This window comes from Amycolatopsis deserti (assembly GCF_014653945.1).
Lineage (GTDB): Bacteria > Actinomycetota > Actinomycetes > Mycobacteriales > Pseudonocardiaceae > Amycolatopsis_E > Amycolatopsis_E deserti.
In genome coordinates this window covers 292,965-311,894 of sequence record NZ_BNAU01000008.1, presented here as the reverse complement: position 1 = coordinate 311,894, position 18,930 = coordinate 292,965, and the positions used below count along the sequence as shown (strand labels likewise).

19 protein-coding genes are annotated in these 18,930 nt (G+C 73.1%); 4 read left to right on the top strand and 15 right to left on the bottom strand.

The window, feature by feature from the left end:
• Positions 1-545: 545 nt before the first annotated feature.
• Positions 546-1,409, bottom strand: coding sequence for an SMP-30/gluconolactonase/LRE family protein (locus IE290_RS30735; protein WP_191248198.1), 864 nt, complete (start codon positions 1,407-1,409; stop codon positions 546-548).
• A gap of 271 nt (positions 1,410-1,680) precedes the next feature.
• A complete protein-coding gene (locus IE290_RS30730) occupies positions 1,681-2,058 on the bottom strand; it encodes a VOC family protein (RefSeq protein WP_191248197.1) in 378 nt (125 codons plus the stop codon).
• Positions 2,059-2,180: 122 nt separating this feature from the next.
• Here IE290_RS30730 and IE290_RS30725 point away from each other — a divergent pair, with 122 nt between their 5' ends.
• Entirely contained in the window at positions 2,181-2,405 is a 225-nt protein-coding gene (locus IE290_RS30725; RefSeq protein WP_191248196.1) for a hypothetical protein, read from the top strand.
• A 1-nt stretch (position 2,406) separates the two neighbouring features.
• Here the strand turns inward: IE290_RS30725 and IE290_RS30720 are convergent, their stop codons facing one another.
• Genes IE290_RS30720 through IE290_RS30700 form a run of 5 tightly spaced genes read right to left on the bottom strand, consistent with a single transcriptional unit; the run spans position 2,407 to position 6,575 of the window.
• Positions 2,407-3,135, bottom strand: coding sequence for a class I SAM-dependent DNA methyltransferase (locus IE290_RS30720; protein ID WP_191248195.1), 729 nt, complete (start codon positions 3,133-3,135; stop codon positions 2,407-2,409).
• 37 nt (positions 3,136-3,172) lie between these two features.
• Positions 3,173-3,973 (bottom strand): alpha/beta fold hydrolase, encoded by an 801-nt coding sequence (locus IE290_RS30715; protein ID WP_229874823.1) that lies wholly within the window; start codon positions 3,971-3,973, stop codon positions 3,173-3,175.
• Between the two features lie 11 nt (positions 3,974-3,984).
• Positions 3,985-4,959 carry a sigma-70 family RNA polymerase sigma factor gene (locus IE290_RS30710; protein WP_373300562.1) on the bottom strand — a complete coding sequence of 325 codons (975 nt, stop codon included), beginning with the start codon at positions 4,957-4,959 and terminating at the stop codon, positions 3,985-3,987.
• A 1-nt stretch (position 4,960) separates the two neighbouring features.
• Complete coding sequence (locus tag IE290_RS30705) at positions 4,961-5,371, bottom strand: PPOX class F420-dependent oxidoreductase (protein WP_191248193.1); 411 nt, start codon at positions 5,369-5,371, stop codon at positions 4,961-4,963.
• 37 nt (positions 5,372-5,408) lie between these two features.
• Complete coding sequence (locus tag IE290_RS30700; RefSeq protein WP_191248192.1) at positions 5,409-6,575, bottom strand: helix-turn-helix domain-containing protein; 1,167 nt, start codon at positions 6,573-6,575, stop codon at positions 5,409-5,411.
• A 148-nt stretch (positions 6,576-6,723) separates the two neighbouring features.
• Here IE290_RS30700 and IE290_RS30695 point away from each other — a divergent pair, with 148 nt between their 5' ends.
• Positions 6,724-8,541 carry an NAD(P)/FAD-dependent oxidoreductase gene (locus IE290_RS30695; RefSeq protein WP_191248191.1) on the top strand — a complete coding sequence of 606 codons (1,818 nt, stop codon included), beginning with the start codon at positions 6,724-6,726 and terminating at the stop codon, positions 8,539-8,541.
• A gap of 338 nt (positions 8,542-8,879) precedes the next feature.
• On the opposite strand, the gene IE290_RS30690 is transcribed toward IE290_RS30695, so the two are convergent.
• Positions 8,880-9,854 carry an SDR family NAD(P)-dependent oxidoreductase gene (locus IE290_RS30690; protein ID WP_191248190.1) on the bottom strand — a complete coding sequence of 325 codons (975 nt, stop codon included), beginning with the start codon at positions 9,852-9,854 and terminating at the stop codon, positions 8,880-8,882.
• A gap of 133 nt (positions 9,855-9,987) precedes the next feature.
• On the opposite strand from IE290_RS30690, the gene IE290_RS30685 reads away from it, so the two are divergent.
• Positions 9,988-10,212 carry a hypothetical protein gene (locus tag IE290_RS30685; RefSeq protein ID WP_191248189.1) on the top strand — a complete coding sequence of 75 codons (225 nt, stop codon included), beginning with the start codon at positions 9,988-9,990 and terminating at the stop codon, positions 10,210-10,212.
• Positions 10,213-10,321: 109 nt separating this feature from the next.
• Here IE290_RS30685 and IE290_RS30680 read toward each other — a convergent pair whose 3' ends face one another.
• From IE290_RS30680 to IE290_RS30655, 6 genes are all read right to left on the bottom strand, one after another.
• Entirely contained in the window at positions 10,322-11,689 is a 1,368-nt protein-coding gene (locus tag IE290_RS30680) for a tripartite tricarboxylate transporter permease (protein ID WP_191248188.1), read from the bottom strand.
• Positions 11,686-12,090, bottom strand: a complete 405-nt coding sequence (locus IE290_RS30675) for a hypothetical protein (RefSeq protein ID WP_191248187.1) — start codon at positions 12,088-12,090, stop codon at positions 11,686-11,688. Before IE290_RS30675 ends, IE290_RS30680 begins: the two co-directional genes overlap by 4 nt.
• Positions 12,091-12,109: 19 nt before the next feature.
• Complete coding sequence (locus tag IE290_RS30670; RefSeq protein WP_191248186.1) at positions 12,110-13,030, bottom strand: hydroxymethylglutaryl-CoA lyase; 921 nt, start codon at positions 13,028-13,030, stop codon at positions 12,110-12,112.
• Between the two features lies 1 nt (position 13,031).
• Positions 13,032-14,345 (bottom strand): hydroxymethylglutaryl-CoA reductase, degradative, encoded by a 1,314-nt coding sequence (locus IE290_RS30665; protein ID WP_268246423.1) that lies wholly within the window; start codon positions 14,343-14,345, stop codon positions 13,032-13,034.
• A gap of 60 nt (positions 14,346-14,405) precedes the next feature.
• Positions 14,406-16,214, bottom strand: a complete 1,809-nt coding sequence (locus IE290_RS30660) for a helix-turn-helix domain-containing protein (RefSeq protein ID WP_191248184.1) — start codon at positions 16,212-16,214, stop codon at positions 14,406-14,408.
• Positions 16,215-16,280: 66 nt separating this feature from the next.
• Entirely contained in the window at positions 16,281-16,841 is a 561-nt protein-coding gene (locus tag IE290_RS30655; protein WP_191248183.1) for a quercetin 2,3-dioxygenase, read from the bottom strand.
• A gap of 53 nt (positions 16,842-16,894) precedes the next feature.
• Between IE290_RS30655 and IE290_RS30650 the strand changes: the two genes are divergently transcribed.
• On the top strand, positions 16,895-17,323 hold the full coding sequence (locus tag IE290_RS30650) for a MarR family winged helix-turn-helix transcriptional regulator (protein WP_191248182.1): 429 nt from the start codon (positions 16,895-16,897) through the stop codon (positions 17,321-17,323).
• Between the two features lie 5 nt (positions 17,324-17,328).
• Here IE290_RS30650 and IE290_RS30645 read toward each other — a convergent pair whose 3' ends face one another.
• A complete protein-coding gene (locus IE290_RS30645) occupies positions 17,329-18,717 on the bottom strand; it encodes an MFS transporter (RefSeq protein ID WP_191248181.1) in 1,389 nt (462 codons plus the stop codon).
• Between the last annotated feature and the right edge of the window lie 213 nt (positions 18,718-18,930).

The following is an 18,930-nucleotide window of genomic DNA, read 5'->3' as shown; positions in this document are numbered from 1 at the left end:
CGGGGCTGCGTGGGCTTCGCCGGGGGCTTCCCAGGCGTGCGGAGTCTCCCCCGGGCTGGGTCCCGTCAGGGGCTTTCCGGGCTGGGTCCCGTCAGGGGCTTCCTCGCCCCCCTGAGCGCGAGCGGACTTCGCACGGCGCCTCCCGGGCAGGTGCTCCCCCGACGTGAGCAGCCGCCCACGGCCGGATTCCCGCGCGGGCTACGCCGCCGCGCCCGGGTGCTGCCGGGGTACCGTCAGCGCGGTTGTCCGCGCGCGGGCTTCTCCGGGCCGGTCCGCGCCACCAGCCCGGAGAAGCCTCGACGGCGGGGGCGGCAGCCCCCTCGGCTGCCGTCGCCGCACCAGCCTCCGGCCCCACCACCCGGCGGCCATCCCCGCCACCGGGCCGCGGGAATCCTCCCGGCCCCACCACCCGGCGGCCATCCCCGCCGCCGGGCCGCGGGAATTCTTCCGGCCCACCTCCCGTCAGAAACCGTCCCCGCCGCCGGGCCGCGGGAATCCTCCCGTCAGAAACCGTCCCCCGCCGCTGGCGCGCAGCGATCCTCCTGTCAGAAGCCCTCCACGAAACGGCGCGGCGGCAGCCCCCGGACGCCGACCTCCGCTCGGTACAACAGGCCGCCCTCGCCGTCCTGCCTGGCGCTCGTCACGTACAGCTCGTCCAGGTCCGGCCCGCCGAAGGCGCAGCTCGTCGGGCAGGCCGCAGGCACGTCGACCGTCGTGAGGCGGTCGCCCGACACCGGGTCCAAGCGCCAGACCTGCCCGGCGCCCCAGATCGCCACCCACAAGCATCCCTGCGCGTCCACGGTCAACCCGTCCGGCAGCCCCACCCGCGGCGACACGCGCCGCAGCACCCGCCGTCCCGACACCTCGCCGGTCGCCGGGCGGTAGCGCCACGCCGCGATTTCCCCCGCCGCCGTGTCGACGTGGTAGAGCACGTCCCCGTCGGGTGACCAGTCCAGCCCGTTCGACATCCCCAGCCCCCGCACCGCCACCGCGACACTGCGCCCGGCGACGCAGAACAGCGCCCCGATCCGGCGGCCGTCGTGGGTGGCCGAGCCGGCCCAGCACCGCCCGCGCGGGTCGATCGCGGCGTCGTTCATGCGCGCGCCCGCCTCGAGCGGCAACTCGATGATCGGCGACGTCCGGCCCGAACGCGGGTCGAGCCACGCCAGACCGCGTTCGGTGACCGCCAGCAGGTCGCCGGGCCCTAGTTCGACCGCGCTGACCCGGGTGTCCAGGCCGACCGAGATCCCCGACCCCGACGGCGTCACGTTGTGCAACCGCAGGCCGGGAATGTCGACCCAGTACAGGACCCCGGCGGGATCCCACAGCGGCGACTCGCCGAGTTCGCTGACGGCGGTGCTCACGCACTCCGCCTGGCACAGCACCGGGCTGCGCTCGGAACCGATCATGAGACCTCGACTTCATTGGGTTTCACTAGCCGAAGAGCATATCCCAATCTCCGAATTGCGCTAGCCCCTGAACCGGGCCACGGGCCCCTGCTCCGCACGCCGACCTCGAGGTGGCCCTGACCAGTCCACTGTGGACGAACCGATCAGTACCCAGCGGCAGGTTCGCCGTTGGCGCGAGGCGAGTTCGCAGGCCACGAGCAGCAACGTCCCGCACGGCCCGATGGCGGGCCTGGTGCACGACCCTGGAGGCGTGGCGATGACCGGGTGAACCTCAGCCGTGGTGCACCGCCTCCACGTTGTGGCCGTCGGGGTCGCGCAGGAACACCGCGTAGTAGCCCGGGTGGTACTCCGGCCACTCGCGCGGCTCGTGCAGCACCTCGACACCCGCGTCGACCGCCGCGGCGTGCACGGCGTCCACCGCGTCCCGGTCGGGTGCCCGGAAGGCCACGTGCAGTTCGCGTGTCTCACCGCCGCGGGCGGAACTGAGCCAGAACTCCGGCTGCCCCTCCGGCCCGGCCATGCCCACCACCACATCGTCCCCCGCCGGGAACCGCATCGCCTCCCGCAACCCGATCGGGGCGAACACACGCTGATACAGGGCGGCGGACGCCTCGACGTCGGCCACCTGAACTCCAAGATGATCCAGCATGCGGGAAGGCTAACCGGCACCACCGACAATTTCCGGCCCCGGACCGGGCAGGTCCACAGTAGACGCAGCCCCGCCGCCGGCCGATCGAGCGCACAATGGGGAGACCGACGAGAGGGGACACCATGTCCGACGAGACCACGCCCGAGGGCGACTACACCGAATCCGGCGTGCCGAGCTTCGACTTCGTGCGCGACCGCATCGAAAACCGCTTCGCCACGGCGCTCGGGTCGACCGAGCTGGCGGGCGAGACCCCGGAGGCGGCGGAGTTCGAGGAGAAGCTGGCCGACCGGGACCGCGCCGCGCGGGACAAGCTGGAGGAGATCCGCCGCTCGATGCGCGGCGAGTGAGTCACGGCTTCTGCCATACCGAGACGTGCTTGCGGCTCTCCCCGGTGAACGGCTCGCGCGCCCAGCCCGCCCACCGCTCCCGCAGCCGCATCCCGGCCAGCTCGGCCATCAGGTCCAGCTCGGAGGGCCACACGTAGCGGAACGGGATCGACCGGAACGCGCCGCGGCCGCCGGTGACGTCCACGTAGTTCGAGCTCATCGCCTGCGTGGCCACGTCGTAGACGTCGTAGGCCCAGCTCGTCGCGCCGACGCGGAACGGCACGACGGTCTGGCCCGGCGGGAGCTGCCGCAGCGCGGGCACCCCGACCTCGACGACGAAACACCCGCCGGGTTCGAGGTGCGCGGCGGCGTTGCGGAAGCACGCGACCTGCTCCGCCTGGGTGGTCAGGTTCATGATCGTGTTGAACACCAGGTAGGCGACCGTGAACTTCCCCGGCACGGTGGTCGTCGCGAAGTCGCCGATGGTCACGCCGATCGCGTCGCCGCCCGGTTTGGCACGCAGCCGGGCCACCATGGCGCGGGAGAGGTCGATGCCGTGCACCGGCACGCCGCGGGCCGCCAGCGGCAACGCGATCCGGCCGGTGCCGATGCCGAGCTCGAGGGCCGCACCGTCGCCGGCCAGCCCGGCGAGGAACCCGACGGTCGATTCCACCACGGCGGGCTCGAACTCGGACGCCTCCGACTCGTCGTAGGTCGCGGCGACGTCCTCGCCGAAGTAGCCGTCGTCCATGGCCGGACGGTAGCGTGCGGCGCCGCGGCCGTGCCCGTCATTTTCCGCCGAAGAACTCGTCGAGCACCTTCGCCGTCGCCTCCGCGGGGATGCCGTGGCCGGCGCCGCCCGGCACCTCGGCGTACCTGGCCCGGGCGAGCTGGGCGGGCAAAGCCTGGGCGGCGGAACGCAGGCCCGGCCAGGTCTCGCTGCCGCTGAGGACGAGCACCTCCCGGTCGAGCGCGCGCATGGCGTCCGTGGGCAGGTTGGGCGCGGCGGTCAGCTTCGCGTCGTAGACCAGGCTCTGCGCGACCGCCTCCAGCCCCGGCCACATCGGGGAGCGCCGGATCTGCTCGACCGACTCCGGCGGCAGCCCGATGCCCTCGATCTGCATCGTCGCCACCGCGTCCCCGCGCCTGCCCTCGGCGACCAGGGCGGCGAGCTTCCCCGGCAGGTCCTTGGCCGAGCCGGCCAGCCCGCCGAGCGCGAACGGCGGTTCGTACAGCGCGAGCCGGGTGACCGCCGATCCGGCGACGGCGGCGTGCAGCGCGAGGATGCCGCCGGAGGAGAAGCCGAACACCGCGGCCGGCCCGCCCTCGGCCGCGATCACCGCGTCCAGGTCCGCGACCTCACGCTGGACCTGGTAGGCCCCGGCCTCGTGCGGCGGGATGGCATCGCCGCTGTCGCCGCGCCCGCGCCGGTCCACGCACACCACGGTGTACCGGTCCCGCAACGCCTCCGCGACCGGCGCGCACGCCGTCCGGTCGTTGAAGGCACCGCCGAGGAACACCACGAGCGGCCCGCTGCCGTCTCGTTCGTAGGCGATGGTCGTGCCGTCCGCCGAGGTCACTGTCCGCATGCCGTCCTCCTTCACCGAGGGCTCCCAGTGTGCCGGGGAACGGGCCTCGGCGGGAGGACGTCCGGGAAGCCGAAGCGCCGCACCAGGGACGGTTCACCGAAGACGGTGATCTTCGCGATGCCCGTGGCGGTCACCGTGAGGACCGCGAGGCCGAACGCGCGGTACGCGCCCCCGGCCAGCCGGTACGCCACGGCCGCCGGCTGGTTGTTCGCGGTCGTCGCCAGCATGCGCCACTCGCCGGGGTTGCCGATCACCGCGGGGGTCGCGATGAACGGCAGGCAGGTGCGGATCCCGGCGAACCACGTCGGCGTGCCCACCATCTCCAGGGCGGCGTCCTGGCGCAGCACGCGTTCCAGCAGGGCCGTGTCGGCGTTCTCGAACGCCGTCATGTACTGCTCCAGCAGCGCGCGGGCCTCCGGCGCGGACGGTTCCACCAGCTCGTCGTGCGCGTCCAGATCGGCCAGGCTCGCCCGCGCGCGCTGCAGTGCGCTCTTCACCGCCGCGACGCTCAGGTCGAGCATCCCGGCGACCTCGGCGGCCGGAAACGCCAGCACGTCCCGCAGGATCAGCACCGCCCGCTGCCGCGGCGGCAGCACCTGCAGGCTCGCGATCAGCGCCAGCCGCATCCCCGCCCGCGACTCGGCCACGGCAGCGGGGTCGGCCGGGAACGGCTGGAGCCACTCCACTCCCGGGGCCTCGCCGATCGGCCCGGCCGGGTCGTCCGACGGCGGGGCCAGCCCGGACGGCAAGACCCGGCGAGCGCGGCCCCGCAACGCCGTCAGGCACGCGTTCGTGGCGATCCGGTACAGCCACGTCCGCACCGACGCCCGCCCCTCGAACGCGCCGAAGGACCGCCACGCGCGCAGGTACGTTTCCTGCACCAGGTCCTCGGCGTCGTCGCGCGAGCCGAGCATCCGGTAGCAGTGCGCCAGCAGCTCGGCGCGGAACGGCTCGGCCATCCGGGCGAAGTCGCCGGTCGGGTCCACCTCAAGCACTCTGCCTCACCACGGCAGGCGGGAACACGGTCACCTTGTCCGGGAAGATCCGCACGATCACGCGCTCGGCGTCCGGTTCCGGCGGCGGTTGCCGACCGTCCATGTAGAGCCGGTACATGACCACCGGCAGCTCCTTGCCAGGGTCGGCGGTGATCTCCACACGGCCGCGGATCTCGGCGTAGTGGCCGGTCACCCTGGACACGACGAGGAGGCTCAGCCGCGGGTCGCGCTCGAGGTTGCGGGTCTTCCGGCGCCCGCGGACCGTGCTGAACACGATCGTGTCATCGTCGTCGCACTTGACGAAGACGACGGACGACTGGGGGTGGCCGTCGGGGTTGCTGGTCGCGACGATCGCGAAGTGCGGCTCGCCGACGAGGTGGTGGATGGTTTCGGGCAATCTCATACCGGTACCGACTCGCGGGGAGCCGGAAAGGAATCGGTCAGCGCACCGTCATCCGCACGCCCTCGGCCAGCCGGTACGGGCGCGTGTCCACCAGCGCGCCAAGCAGCCGCCGCAGGCGGGAGACCTCCGCGCGCACCGTGACGACGTGCTCGGCGTCGCCGTACAGCGCGCGGCTCAGCGCCTCCGCCGACAGCCCGGCGGGGCCGGCGCGGTGCAGCAGCACCAGGATTTCCGTGTGGCGGCGCGTCACCTTGCGCCGCCAGCCCGTGTCGCCGCCCTGCAGCGTCAGCAGCGGCGTGTGCGTCAGGTCCAGGTCGAGCGTCACGCGCCGGTCCGGCCCGGCCGGGCGGATCAGCCAGCCCTCGGCCAGCCGCTCGGGCAGGCACGCGCCGAGCCCGGGCACCGCGATCGGCTCCCCCGCCGACGGCGCGGCGATGCGGTCACCCACCGACACACCCGCTCCGGCCGCGACCCAGCCGTCGTCGTCGACCAGCAGCGCGGGGCCGGTGGCCAGCAGCGGTTCACCCACCTGGCGCAACCGGTCGAGCCGCCGCTGGTGCCAGCGCCAGATCTGCGCCTCGGCGAGCCGCCGTCCGGTCTCCACCAGCGCCCCGATCGCCGGGTGCAGGGTGAGCGCGGGGCCGCTGACGTCGATCACGCCGAGCAGTTCGCCGGTGCGCGGGTCGTGCACCGGGGACGCGGTGCAGTACCACGGGTGCTGGTTCTGCTCGAAGTGCTCGCCCGCGAGCAGTTCGACCGGGGCGGCCTCGGCCAGCGCGGTGCCGATCGCGTTGGTGCCGACGCGCTCCTCGGTCCACTCCGCGCCCTCGAAGAACCCCAGCTCGTCGGCGCGGCGCCGCACACCCGGCGTGCCCTCGCGCCACAGGATGACGCCGTCGGCGTCGGTGACCACCAGCAGCACGTGCGGCATCGCGCCGAGCACCTGCTTGAGGTCGCCGACCGCGTCGCGCAGCGGCGAGTTCTCCCGCCGCCGGGCCAGCTCGTCCTCGCTCAGCCAGTCGCGCGCGTTGAGGCCGTCGGCCTTCAGCCCGAGCCCGATCACGCGCGACCAGGACCGGGAGACGACGTCGCGCGGGCGCAGCGGCGGGCGGCCGCCGGCGATGACGGCGTCGTGCATGCGGATCAGGTCGCGGGCGTAGGCGGGCAGGCTACAGCCCGGCGGGACTGCGCCGGGCACGCTCACGCTCCACCTCCGCACCACTGCGTCGACGATCGAGCATAGGTCCCGCTCACGCCCGCGCCAAGACGTGCAATTCGCTGCAACCGTTGCCGGCCACCCCGCCGGACGGCTGTGATCGGTGTTACATCCCCAACGGCGAGGAGGAGTGGCGATGACACAGACGATCGACCGGGAGGCGCCGGCGCGGTCACCGCAGGCGCGCGTCGACGCCTGGCTGGAGCGGTTCGAGGCCGCGCTCGCGGCCCGCGACGTCGAAGCGGCGGCCGGCCTGTTCGCGGTCGACAGCTTCTGGCGTGACCTGGTGGCGTTCACCTGGAACATCAAGACCGTCGAGGGCCGCGAGGGCGTCGCCGACATGCTGTCCGCCTGCCTGGACGGCACCGATCCGTCGGGCTTCCGCACCACCGAAACCCCCACCGAGGCCGACGGTGTCGTCGAGGCGTGGCTGGAGTTCGAGACCGCCACCGGCCGCGGCAAGGGCCACCTGCGGCTCACCGACGAGGGGGCCTGGACGTTCCTGACGAGCCTGCGTGAGCTGAAGGGCTTCGAGGAGCCGCAGCGCGAACGCCGGCAGAAGGGCGTGCGGCACGGTGTCATCCGGGGCCGCCGGTCGTGGGCCGAGGAACGCGAGCTGGAGAACACCGAATTGGGCTACGAGCGCCAGCCCTACGTGGTGGTGATCGGCGGCGGGCAGGGCGGCATCGCGCTCGGCGCGCGGCTGCGGCAGCTCGGGGTGCCGGCGCTGGTGCTGGACCGGCACGAGCGTCCCGGCGACCAGTGGCGCAAGCGGTACAAGAGCCTGTGCCTGCACGACCCGGTGTGGTACGACCACCTGCCCTACCTGCCGTTCCCGGACAACTGGCCGGTGTTCGCGCCGAAGGACAAGATCGCGGACTGGCTGGAGATGTACACCCGGGTGATGGACGTGCCGTACTGGACGCGGTCGGAGGTGAAGTCGGCGTCCTACGACGAGGAGACGGCACAGTGGACGGTCACCGTCGACCGTGCGGGTGAAACCGTGGTGCTGACGCCGAAACAGCTCGTGTTCGCCACCGGCATGTCGGGCAAACCGAACATCCCGTCGTTCCCCGGGATGGATGTCTTCGAAGGCGACCAGCACCACTCTTCGCAACACCCGGGGCCGGACGCCTACGCCGGCAAGAAGGCCGTGGTGATCGGGTCGAACAACTCGGCCCACGACATCTGCGCGGCGCTGTGGGAGCACGGCGCGGACGTGACGATGGTGCAGCGGTCCTCGACGCACGTGGTGAAGTCGGACTCGCTGATGGAGATCGGCCTGGGCGACCTGTACTCCGAGCGCGCGGTGGCGAACGGGATGACCACCGACAAGGCCGACATGGTGTTCGCGTCGCTGCCCTACCGGATCATGCACCAGTTCCAGATCCCGGTGTACGAGCGGATCAAGCAGCGTGACGCGGACTTCTACGACCGCCTGGAGAAGGCCGGTTTCCTGCACGACTGGGGCGACGACGGGTCCGGGCTGTTCATGAAGTACCTGCGGCGCGGGTCCGGCTACTACATCGACGTCGGCGCGTCCGAGCTGGTCGCCAATGGTGACATCAAGCTGGTGCGCGGGCAGGTCGACCACCTGACGCGGGACGCCGTGGTGCTCTCCGACGGCACGGAGCTGAAGGCCGACCTGGTGGTGTACGCGACCGGGTACGGGTCGATGAACGGGTGGGTCGCCGACATCGCCGGGCAGGAGATGGCCGACCGCGTCGGCAAGTGCTGGGGCCTGGGCTCGGGGACGACGAAGGACCCCGGCCCGTGGGAGGGCGAGCAGCGGAACATGTGGAAGCCCACGCGGCAACCCGGGTTGTGGTTCCACGGCGGGAACCTGCACCAGTCGCGGCACTACTCGCTGTACCTGGCGCTGCAGCTGAAGGCGCGGTACGAGGGGATCCCGACGCCGGTGTACGGGCTGCAGGAGGTGCACCACCTGTCGTGAGGCTTCCGGGTCCCGGCCGTCGACGGGGCGGCCGGGACCCGGGTTCCAGCTACGCGAACCGCCGCTCCGCGTGGCGCGGCTTCCGGGGCCCGGTCGCGCGGGGGCGGCCGGGCCGCGGGTTCCGCCGAGGTGAACCGGCGCTGCACCCGCGTGGCCGGTGGCCGATGCCGCGGCCGACAGACCGGGGTGGAGGCGCTCGCTAGGCGCCGGTCTTCTCCGGCGGGTCGCGCGGCTCCGCGACTTTGGCGATGACGGCCCACGGCTGGCGCTGCGCGGCACGCCACTGGCTCGGCTCCCGGGGCCCGGCCATCAGGGGGCGGCCGGGACCCGGGTTCCAGCTATGCGAACGCGTTCACCCCGGTCAGTTCCGCCGACAGCGTCCACAGTCGTTCCGCCTGGGCCGGGTCGCTCGCCCAGTCGCGGACGCCCAGGAACATCGCCGGGCGGCCGGGGCCCGACGGGAGCGGGTCGCCGGAGGCCGGCTCGGCGATGTCGCAGTCCTCGCAGTACACGCCGCCCATTCCGGCCAGCCGCGGCGAGGTCGCGGCCCACACCTGCGTCGCCGCGCCCTGTTCGGGGCTCTTGAACCAGTCCGCGATCGGCTCGCCGTTCTCGTTCACCCAGCCGTTCGCGATCTGCTCCTCCAGCGGGACGTGCCGCTGCAACGGGGTCAGGATGCTGCCCGGGTGCACCGAGAACGCCCGCACCCCGGACGGCTCCCCCAGCTTGTCCAGCTGCACCGCGAACAACGCGTTCGCCGTCTTGGCCTGGCCGTAGGCCTGCCACTTGTCGTAGCCGCGCTCGAACCACAGGTCGTCCCAGCGGATGCCGGAGAAGTGGTGGCCGCGCGAGGACACCGACACCACCCGGGCGCCGGGCGCGATCGCCGGCCACAGGCGGTTCACCAGCGCGAAGTGGCCCAGGTGGTTGGTCGCGAACTGGGCCTCCCAGCCGGGCCCGACCCGCGTCTCCGGGCAGGCCATGATCGCGGCGCTGCCGATGACGATGTCGATGCGCCGCCCCGACGCCAGGAACCGCTCGGCGAAGGCCCGCACGCTGTCCAGGTCCCCCAGGTCCAGCTCGTCCACCTCGGCCAGGTCGCCCAGGGCCGCCTTGGCCGCGTCCGGCCGCCGGGCCGGGACGACGACGTGCGCGCCGGCGACGGCCAGTGCCCGCGTGGTTTCCAGGCCGAGGCCGGAGTAGCCGCCGGTGACGATCGCGAGCTTGCCAGTCAGGTCGATGCCGCGCAGGACCTCGGCGGCGGTGGTCGACGCGCCGAAACCGGATCCGATGCTGTGCTGTGCCGTGGTCATGGCGGCGACGCTAGGTGCTCGAGCGCGCTCCAGGTCAAACCTGCTTCCCGGACTTGACTGAATCTACAGTGCGAGCTACAAATATCGATGTCAGCGGTGTGGAACGCAGGACCTCCCCCGGGAGTGATTCGCGATGCCGGACGTGCTGGAGCAGCTCGGGTTCGCCGACCTGGTGTGCGACGACCCGGACTGGCTGCGGGACGAGTTCGCCGCGATCATCGACGCCAACTTCGGCGAAGCGGAGCGTCCGCGACCGCAGCCGCCGCGAATCCCACTCCCCGAGCCCGCCGGGCGGCCACGCGGCCCGGAGCGGGTGACCCAGCTGTGGCGGCGTCAGCGCTCGCCTCCGCGCGCGTGAACGAACCGTGGCCCACGACGAAAGGAGGACATGCGCGAACGATCGTTTCCCGGAACATCCGCGATCTCTTCCTGAGCCCCGCCGCCCCTGCGGCGGGGCTTTCCACGTCTCAGCCGAGGACGAGCGGCACCAGCAGCACGGCCACGTAGTAGGCCATGAACTGCACGCCGGAGGTCATGCCGAGCATCCGGTTCGCCAGGCCGCCGACGGCGCCGACGGTCAGGCTCACCGCGAGCGCGAGCGGCCCGCCCTCGTACCACGCCACCACCGCGATCAGCGCCACGAACGCGCCGATCAGCGCCTCGTGGCTGATCCGCCGCGCGACCCAGCCACTGGCGGCGCGCGCGTAGCGCATCGCGAACGGGTACACCACCAGCCCGGCGATCGCCACCCCGATCAGGCTGAACACCAGGAACTGCCAGGAGCTGAGCAGGGTGTGCAGGTTGTGCACGCCCCCGTCCGGTCCCTTGACGGTGTAGACCGGCGGCGCGTTGAACAGCGCCGCGGCGGGACCGGCGGCGACCGGGCTCAACGGCAACCCGAACGCGACGAGCGGGATGAGCGTCTCGGCCAGGTAGGTCGACTCCGTGGTGCCGTTCTTGACCGCCATCAACGTGGTCAGCCTGCGGTACGGGTGCCTGATCCGGGACCCGGTGATCTCCCCCGCGAGCACCGTCGCGGCGACCGGGCTGAGCATGAACGTCGTCGAGGTGACCCCGGCCGCGGCGGCGGTCGCGGCCGCCTGCCCGCGGTCGAGGATCCGCAGCGGGTTCGGGATCCAGCGCCGTCCCGCGCCGCTGTCCGGGGCGAGCCAGAACGGGCGCGGCCCAGTGCGCTCCAGGGTGCGCCGCCCGTTCCGGGACGAGGCGATGAGCAGGTCCACCACGAGCGGCCCGATCGCGATGCCGAGGAAGAAGCTGATCGACAGGCTCTTGTCCAGCTGGTCGGTGGCGACCGTGTTGAGCCCGGTCACCAGCAACGCGAACGGCACGATCGCGGCGATGCTGGCCCACCGGCCGGGCGAGAAGTAGCCGACGAAGATCGCGGCCGCGCCGAACACGAACGGCGCCACGGTCTTGATCGGCCCGGCCAGCGGGGCGAGCAGGGACGCCACGCCGACCGCGACCGGCACCGCGATGAACGCGGCGACCAGCCCGCCGGCCAGTGCCTTGCGCAGCGCGATGTGCGGGGCGCCGAGGCGGCGCAACGCGGTCGCGTCGTCGAGCAGCGGCACCGCGGTCGTGTCGCCCGGGATGCCCAGCAGCGTGGTGGGGATCGCGTGGGTCATGTGCTTGCTGACGGCACCGGCGATGAAGAACGTCAGCACCCCGGCCGGCGGCACGCCCAGCAGCACGACGAGCAGGGTGACCGGGGCGAGCGTGGAGGTCTCGTCGGTGCCGGAGACCAGGCCGATCGCGGCGAACACGACCGCGCCGAGCAGGCCCATGCCCAGGGCCCACAGCAGATCCGGGGTCATGCGCGCACCTCCGGCGCGGTCTCGCGGACCAGGCCCAGCTCGGTCATCTCGGCCCGCACGCGCGGCGGCAGCTCGGCGAAGGTCTCGGCGGTGCCGCCCATCCGTTCCAGTTCTGCGAGCGCGGCCTCCCGGTCCGCGGCCTGCTCGGCGCCGAACGTCCGCTTCGGACGGAACAGGCGGGCGCAGACGGCGGCGGCGAGCACGCACGCGGCCAGTCCGGCCAGCAGCGCGTAGCCTCCGGCCAGCGACGGCGTGTCGACCAGTGATCCGAACAGCGCCTTCGCGCCGAGGAAGACCGGCAGGCCGGCGGCCACGCAGATGACGACCGACGCGGCCAGGTGCCGCAGGTCGACGGCGTCGTTCCAGACGACGACGTAGGGCTGCTCTTCGTTGAGTGCCATGGTTTTCCTCCGTTGGGGGTCAGGCGCCGGTGAGCGCGCGCAGGGCGCGGGACGGGCTGGGCCGTCCCAGGTGCCCGGCCAGCCACACGCTGGTCTCGGCGAGTTTGGTCAGGTCGACACCGGTGTGGATGCCGAGCCCGTCGAGCTGCCACAGCAGGTCTTCGGTGGCGAGGTTGCCGGTGGCGCTGTTGGCGAACGGGCAGCCGCCCAGCCCGCCCGCGGAGGCGTCGACAGTGGTGACACCGCGCTGCAGGGCGGCGAGGGTGTTCGCCAGGGCCTGACCGTAGGTGTCGTGGAAGTGCACCGCGATCCGTCCGATCGGGACGCCCGCGGCGACGAGCCCATCGAGCAGCGCGACGACGCGGCCGGGGGTGGCGACGCCGATCGTGTCGCCGAGGCTCAGTTCGGTGCAGCCGAGTCCGAACAGCCGGGTGGCGACCGCGATCACCCGCGACAGCGGGACCACGCCCTCCTCCGGGTCGCCCCAGCACATCGACAGGTAGCCGCGCACGCCGAGCCCGGCTTCGCGGGCCCGGGCCACCACGGGCGCGAACATCTCCAGCGACTCGCCGACGGACCGGCCGAGGTTGGCCCTGGCGAAGCTCTCGGTGGCCGAGGCGAACACGGCGATGTCGGTGACGCCGAGGTCCAGTGCCCGCGCCAGGCCGCGCTGGTTGGGCACCAGCACCGGGTAGCGCACGCCGGGACGGCGGTCGAGGCGGCGCAGGACCTCCTCGGCGTCGGCCAGCTGCGGCACCCGGTCCGGGTGGACCAGGCTGGTCGTCTCGATCACGGTGTGCCCGGCGTCGGCGAGCCGCTCCACCAGCTCGACCTTCACCGCGGCCGGCACGAGCGCGGATTCGTTCTGCAGCCCGTCGCGCGGGCCGACCTCGCAGATCGTCACCGCGGACGGCAGACCGGGCAGCTGATCGGCGGTCACGTCAGCCCCGCGCCCGCAGCTCGGCGAGGACCTTCTCGGCGTGGTCGGCGCGGACCTTCCGGTCGGCGACCAGCCGCGCGACGACCGCCGGGACCTCTGCGGCGGTCGCGCCCACGGTCGTGGCGATGTTGCGGGCGTGCAGCGACATGTGCCCGCGCTGGATGCCCTCGGTCGCCAGCGCCCGCACGGCGGCGAAGTTCTGCGCGAGCCCGACCGCGGTGATGATCTCCGCCAGCTCGGTCGCGGTCCGCACGCCGAGCAGGGCGACCGCGGCCTGCGCCACGGGGTGGACGCGCGTGGCACCGCCGACGAGCCCGACCGGCATCGGCAGTTCCAGCGTGCCGACCACGTTGCCGTCGGCGTCCTTTTCGAAGCGGGACAAGGACGTGTACCGGCCTTGCGCGGAGACGGCGTGCGAGTGGGCGCCGGCCTCGACCGCGCGGGTGTCGTTGCCGGTGGCGAGCACGACCGCGCTGATGCCGTTCATGATCCCCTTGTTGTGGGTCGCGGCGCGGTAGGGATCGGCCTCCGCGAACGCGGCGGCGTGCACGATGTCGTCCACGACTGCCGGGCCGCCCAGGGATCCGGCGTCGAACACCGCGCGGGCCCGGGACAGCCGCAGATCGGCCTTGTTGGTCAGGATCCGCAGCAGCGCGCGGCCGCCGGCGATCTCCCCGGCGCGCGCGGCGACCGCCTCGGCCATGGTGTTCACCGCGTTGGCGCCCATGGCGTCGCGCACGTCGACCTGCAGGTGCGCGACGACGTAGGTCCCCGCGCGGGACGGCACCAGCCGCACCGAGATGTCCCGGACGCCGCCGCCGAACTCGACGAGCTTCTCGTCCTGCGCGTTGGCCAGCTCGATCAGCTCGTCGCGGGCCTCCAGCAGGCGGACGCGGCCCGCCTCCGGGTCGCGCACGCCGACGATCTGCACCTGCGCCTGCATGATCGGCGCGGTCGAGGACGTGCGGAACCCGCCGCGGACGCGGGCGATCTTGGCGGGGTTGCTGGCGGCGGCGACCACCGAGGCCTCCTCGGTCGCCATCGGGACCAGCACCTCGGCGCCGTTGACCACGAAGTTGGTGGCCACCCCCAGCGGCACGCCGAGGATGCCGACCACGTTCTCGATCATGTGGTCGGCCGCGCCGGTGTCGAGCCCGTGGGCCGGATCGAACGCCGCGACCAGCGCCGGGTCGAGCCCGGCCGCCTCGGCGACGGCCTTGCGCCGGGCCTCGACGGGCAGATCCCGGAGTCCCTGGATACGACTGGTGCGCGCCATAGCGCCCCTTCCACTTCCGTGTGGCTGCGTGACGACCAGGACGCTAGCTCGCGCACTTCGTCGCCGGAATGGACCGATCGTCTATCCGAGGGGCCGCGGTTATGGACGTTCGGCCAGGCGGGTCAGCCGGACCGCGACGGTCAGCCGGAACAGCCGGTCCGGGTCCTGCCAGCCCTCCCCGAGCAGCTCGGCGGCGCGGTCCAGCCGCTGCAGCACGGTGTTCTTGTGCACGTGCAGGGCTCGGGCGGTGGCGACCGGGCTCATGCGGTTGTCCAGATAGGAGGCGAGCGTGGGCAGCAGGGTGCCGGCGTGCTCGGCGTCCCAGTCCAGGACCGGCCCGAGGACCCGGCGCACGAACGCGGACACGCGGGCCTCGCCCGGCCCGAACAGCGCCGTGTAGGGCAGGTACTCGTCGGTGGTGGCCGCCGCGTCGGACACGCCCAGCGCGGGCAGGATGCGCACGCACGCGGTGGCCTGCTCGACGGGTTCCCGCAGGTCGTCCTCGGCCGCGGCGCCGACGGCCAGGACCGGGGCGGCCAGTGAGCGCGCGACGGCGGTGTGCACGGCCCGGGCCGCGGCGGCGGGGTCCTCCGCCGGGGTCAGGACGACGATGTGGTCCGCGTGCTCACCGACCAGGTCCCCGGTCCGGCGCAGCGCGCGGGCCGCCTGGTGGCGCAGATCGGCGGGGACCGCGACGACCACGACCGAACGCGGGCCGTCCAGCCGGATGCCGCGGGCCCGGGCGCGGGTGGCGGCACCCGCGCGCCGGTCGGCGTCGGCGGAGAGCAAGTCGGCGAGCAGATCCCCGCGCACGCGCTGCTCGGCCTCGATCAGGGCGTCCTGTTTGAGGCTGAGCAGCGCCGTGATCTGGGCGGCGCGCTCGGCGGTGCGGAACTCCACCGGTCCGAACTCGACGGCGCCCTGTTCCAGCAGCAGCGCGCCGAGCAGCGTCGGCCCCGCCACGACGGCGACCACGAAGGCGCCTTCGCCCGCCGGCACACAACGTCCGCTGCGGCGGCTCTGCTCGACGGCCTCCCGCACGCCGCCGTCGAGGTGATCGGTGTCCAGCAGCGCGACGCGGCAGCGCAGGGCCCGGCCGAGGGCCCCGGCCACCTCGGTGGCGTCGCCGCCCTGGAGGACGAGCGTGGTGAGGTCGCCGTGCACCTCGCTGGCGCGTTCCATCGCCTCCACGTGCCGGGCCAGCTCACCGTAGGCGCGGCGGGTCTCGTCGGCCGCGGTGTTGGCGCGGGCCAGCAGCCGGGCGGTCTGCAGCACGACGGCGGCGTGGTCGGCGAACGCCGACAGCAGCGAAATCTCCTCCGGGGAGAACGCGTGCTCGACGCGGTTGGCGGCGAACAGCACCCCGATGACCTCGTCCCCGGCCAGCAGCGGCACCCCGAGCAGTGAGACGAGCCCCTCCGCGGCGACGGTCTCGTCGATCCGGTCGTCGTGCGGCGCCTGGGTCATCGCGTCGTAGCGGGCGGTCCAGCACGGGCGGCGGCTTTCGACCACCTGGCTGGCCAGGCCCATCCCCGGCGGCACGCGCAGGCCCGGGAACGACGGCGCGACCGTGCCCAGCGTCGTGCGCACCCGCAGCTCCCGGCTGCCGACGTCGAACTCCGACAGGTAGGTGACGTCGGTGCCGACCAGGTCGTGGGCCCGCTCCACCAGCCGGGCCAGCAGCTCGTCGACGTCCCGCAGCTCGGCCAGCTCCCGCGCGGAGGAGAACAGGGCGGCGAGTTCCTGCCCACGGCGCCGCAGGCGGTCCGAAGTGGCCCGCAGGCGCCGGATCCCGGAGGCGATCCGCTCGGCGTCGGCGTGGTCGAGGCCGGCCAGCAGCTCAGCGACGTCGGTGTCCTGCTCGGCTGCTTCGAGCAGGCCGACGACGGCGGCGACGGGCAGGGTCATGCATCACCTCGTGGACCGGACGACCACCCGCAGCGGGCGCGGGATGGGCCCACGGTACAGGCGCCGTCAGGGCGTGGTGTGCCAGCGGTGCTCCGGGAGGAACTTCACGTCGTAGCGCTGCGGCACGGTGCCGAACTTGTGCGGCTCCGGCACCGCGGGCACCTTCGGCAGCCCCAGTTCCTCGGCCGGGACGCCGAGGTTTTCGAAGAACCGCTCGAACGTCCCGCCCGGACCGGCGGCCACGCCGACGACCATGCTGTGGTGCCGTTCCATCTGGTAGGCGTGCGGGCAGTTCTTCGGCACGAACCCGAAGTCGCCGGGGGTGAGCAGCTTCTCCTGCTGGTTGCCCTCGGTGTCTTCGACGAACAGCCGCACCGCGCCGGCCGTCACGTAGAACACCTCGTAGGTGTCGGGGTGCAGGTGGGCCGGGATGATGTCGCCCTTCGGGCCCTCGCAGGTGAAGAAGTTGAACGTGCCCTCGGTCTGCTCGCCGCCCGCGTAGATGGTGAACAGGTCGCCGAAGAGGTGGGCGCGGTCGCCCTCGCCCTTTTCGATGAAGTACGGCTTGCCCGGCTCGGCGGGGATGCGCGACGCGCGGCGGTAGGGGGTGGCGAACTCTGCCGTCATGATGTCTCCCGGTCGGTGCTTTCGTCAGGCAGCCTGACATATATCCTGTTGTGGTGCAACAAGAACCCACACTCGCCCAGTCGCTCGGCGAGGCACGGCGGTGGTTCGACGAGGCCCTGATCGCCGGGCTGGCCCGGGCGGGCGCGGCGCCGGTGTCGGGCACCCAGGTCGGGCTGTTCGCGGTGCTCGACGCGGGCGGCACGACGGTGTCCGAACTGGCCCGCCGCATGGGCGTGACCCGGCAGACGGCGCACCAGGCCGTCCAGGCGCTGACCCGGCTCGGGCTGCTGGAACAGGTGCCGGACCCCTCGTCCGGACGGCAGCGCCTGGTGCGGCGCACCGCGGAGGGCGAGCGGACGCACCGGACCGCGGTCGGCATCCTGCGCCGGGCCGAGGCGGCGCTGGCGCGCCGGATCGGGCGTGAACCGGTGCGGGCCCTGCGCGCGGCGCTGCACGCCGACTGGGACCGCCCGCCCTCCTGACCGGGTCATCGCGCCAGCTCCTCCAGCCGCCGCTGCTTGGTCTCGATGCCGAAGCGGAGCACGACCAGCAGCCCGATCAACAGCACGGCGGCGGTCAGCGCGAAGCTCCACACGACTCCGGTGGCGGCGCCGAGCAGCAGGCCGATGGTGATCGGCGCGATGACCGACGCGAGGTTGCGCATCGTGCTGCCGACCATCGTGGCCCAGGCGCGCATCCGCGTCGGGTAGAGCTCGGCGGTGTAGAGGTAGGCCAGTGGCGCGTTGATGTTCACGCCGAACAGCACCAGCGCGCCGCACACGAACAGCGCCACCCAGCCGGTCGAGCCGAGCAGCACGCCGCCGACGCTGCCGGCCAGGGCCAGCCCGTACCCGGCGGCGAACCAGAACCGGCGGCCCAGCTTGTCCAAAGAGGACGCGCTGACGTAGAGGGCGATGAGGTTGCCGACCACGATGCCGCCGGTGAGCAGGGACGCGACGGCCGGGGTGAGGTGGCCGACGCGGACCAGCAGCGTCGGCATCCAGGACGTGAACCCGCCCAGCGGCAGGAACGTGGTGAACCAGATGCACCACAGGGTGAGCGTGCGGCCGCGGTAGTCGCGGGAGAACAGCTCACCGAAGCGGGTGGGCGGCTCGGGCCGCACGTCGGCGGGTTTGTGCGGTTCTTCCAGGATGCGGCCGCCGCGGCGGGCGCTGGCCTCCATCGCCTCGACGATCTCGGTGGCGGCTGCCAGGTCGCCGCGGTGGATGAGGTGGCGCGGCGACTCGGGCAGGCGGAAGTGCGCCCACACCGCGGTGAGCACCGGGACGCCGGAGATCACGAACAGCCAGCGCCAGGCGTCCTCGGGCGGGAACACGGACAGGAACAGCGCGCCGACGAGCGTGGCGCCGAGGATGCCCCACACGAAGAGGCTTTCGTAGACGAGCACGATCCGGCCGCGGGCGCGGGCGCGGACGAACTCGTTGAAGATCGTCGCGGCGACGGGCACTTCGGCGCCCAGGCCGATGCCCTGGATGAGGCGGAAGGCCATCAGGCTTTCGACGTTCCAGGCGATGGCCGAGGCCAGCGCGAGGAGGCCGAACAGGGCGGAGGCGGCGACGAAGGCGGTCTTGCGGCCGTAGCGTTCGCTGATGACGCCGAAGAGGATGGCGCCGGCGATCTGGCCGACGTACCCGACGGCGATGAGCGTCCCGGCGACCGAGAGCGGCGCGCCGAGCGTGGTGAGGACCGCGGTGAGCGCGACGGACAGGATGAGGGCGTCGAAGGAGTCGAAGAACGTGCCGACGCCCAGTATCGAGGCCACCCGGAGGTGGTAGCGGGTCAGCGGAATCCGCTCGACGCGGGCGAGGAGGGCCGCGGCGTCGGTGGCGCGCGCGGCCGTGGGTTCGATGCTCAAGGTGCCTCCACACTGAGACGGGGAGCGGACAGGAGGGGATGGAGGGAGCAAGCACGTGGCGCGGTTGGCAAGCGGCGCAGCCGGCCGGGCCCAGGCGAGCGGAGCCGCGTCATGGGTGGCAGGTGCGGCGGTAACGCCCACATCCCTTGGCGATCGTGACTATGCGGCCTCGCAGGGAACGCCCATCTCGCCCGCGCGCACCCGGACGAAAAG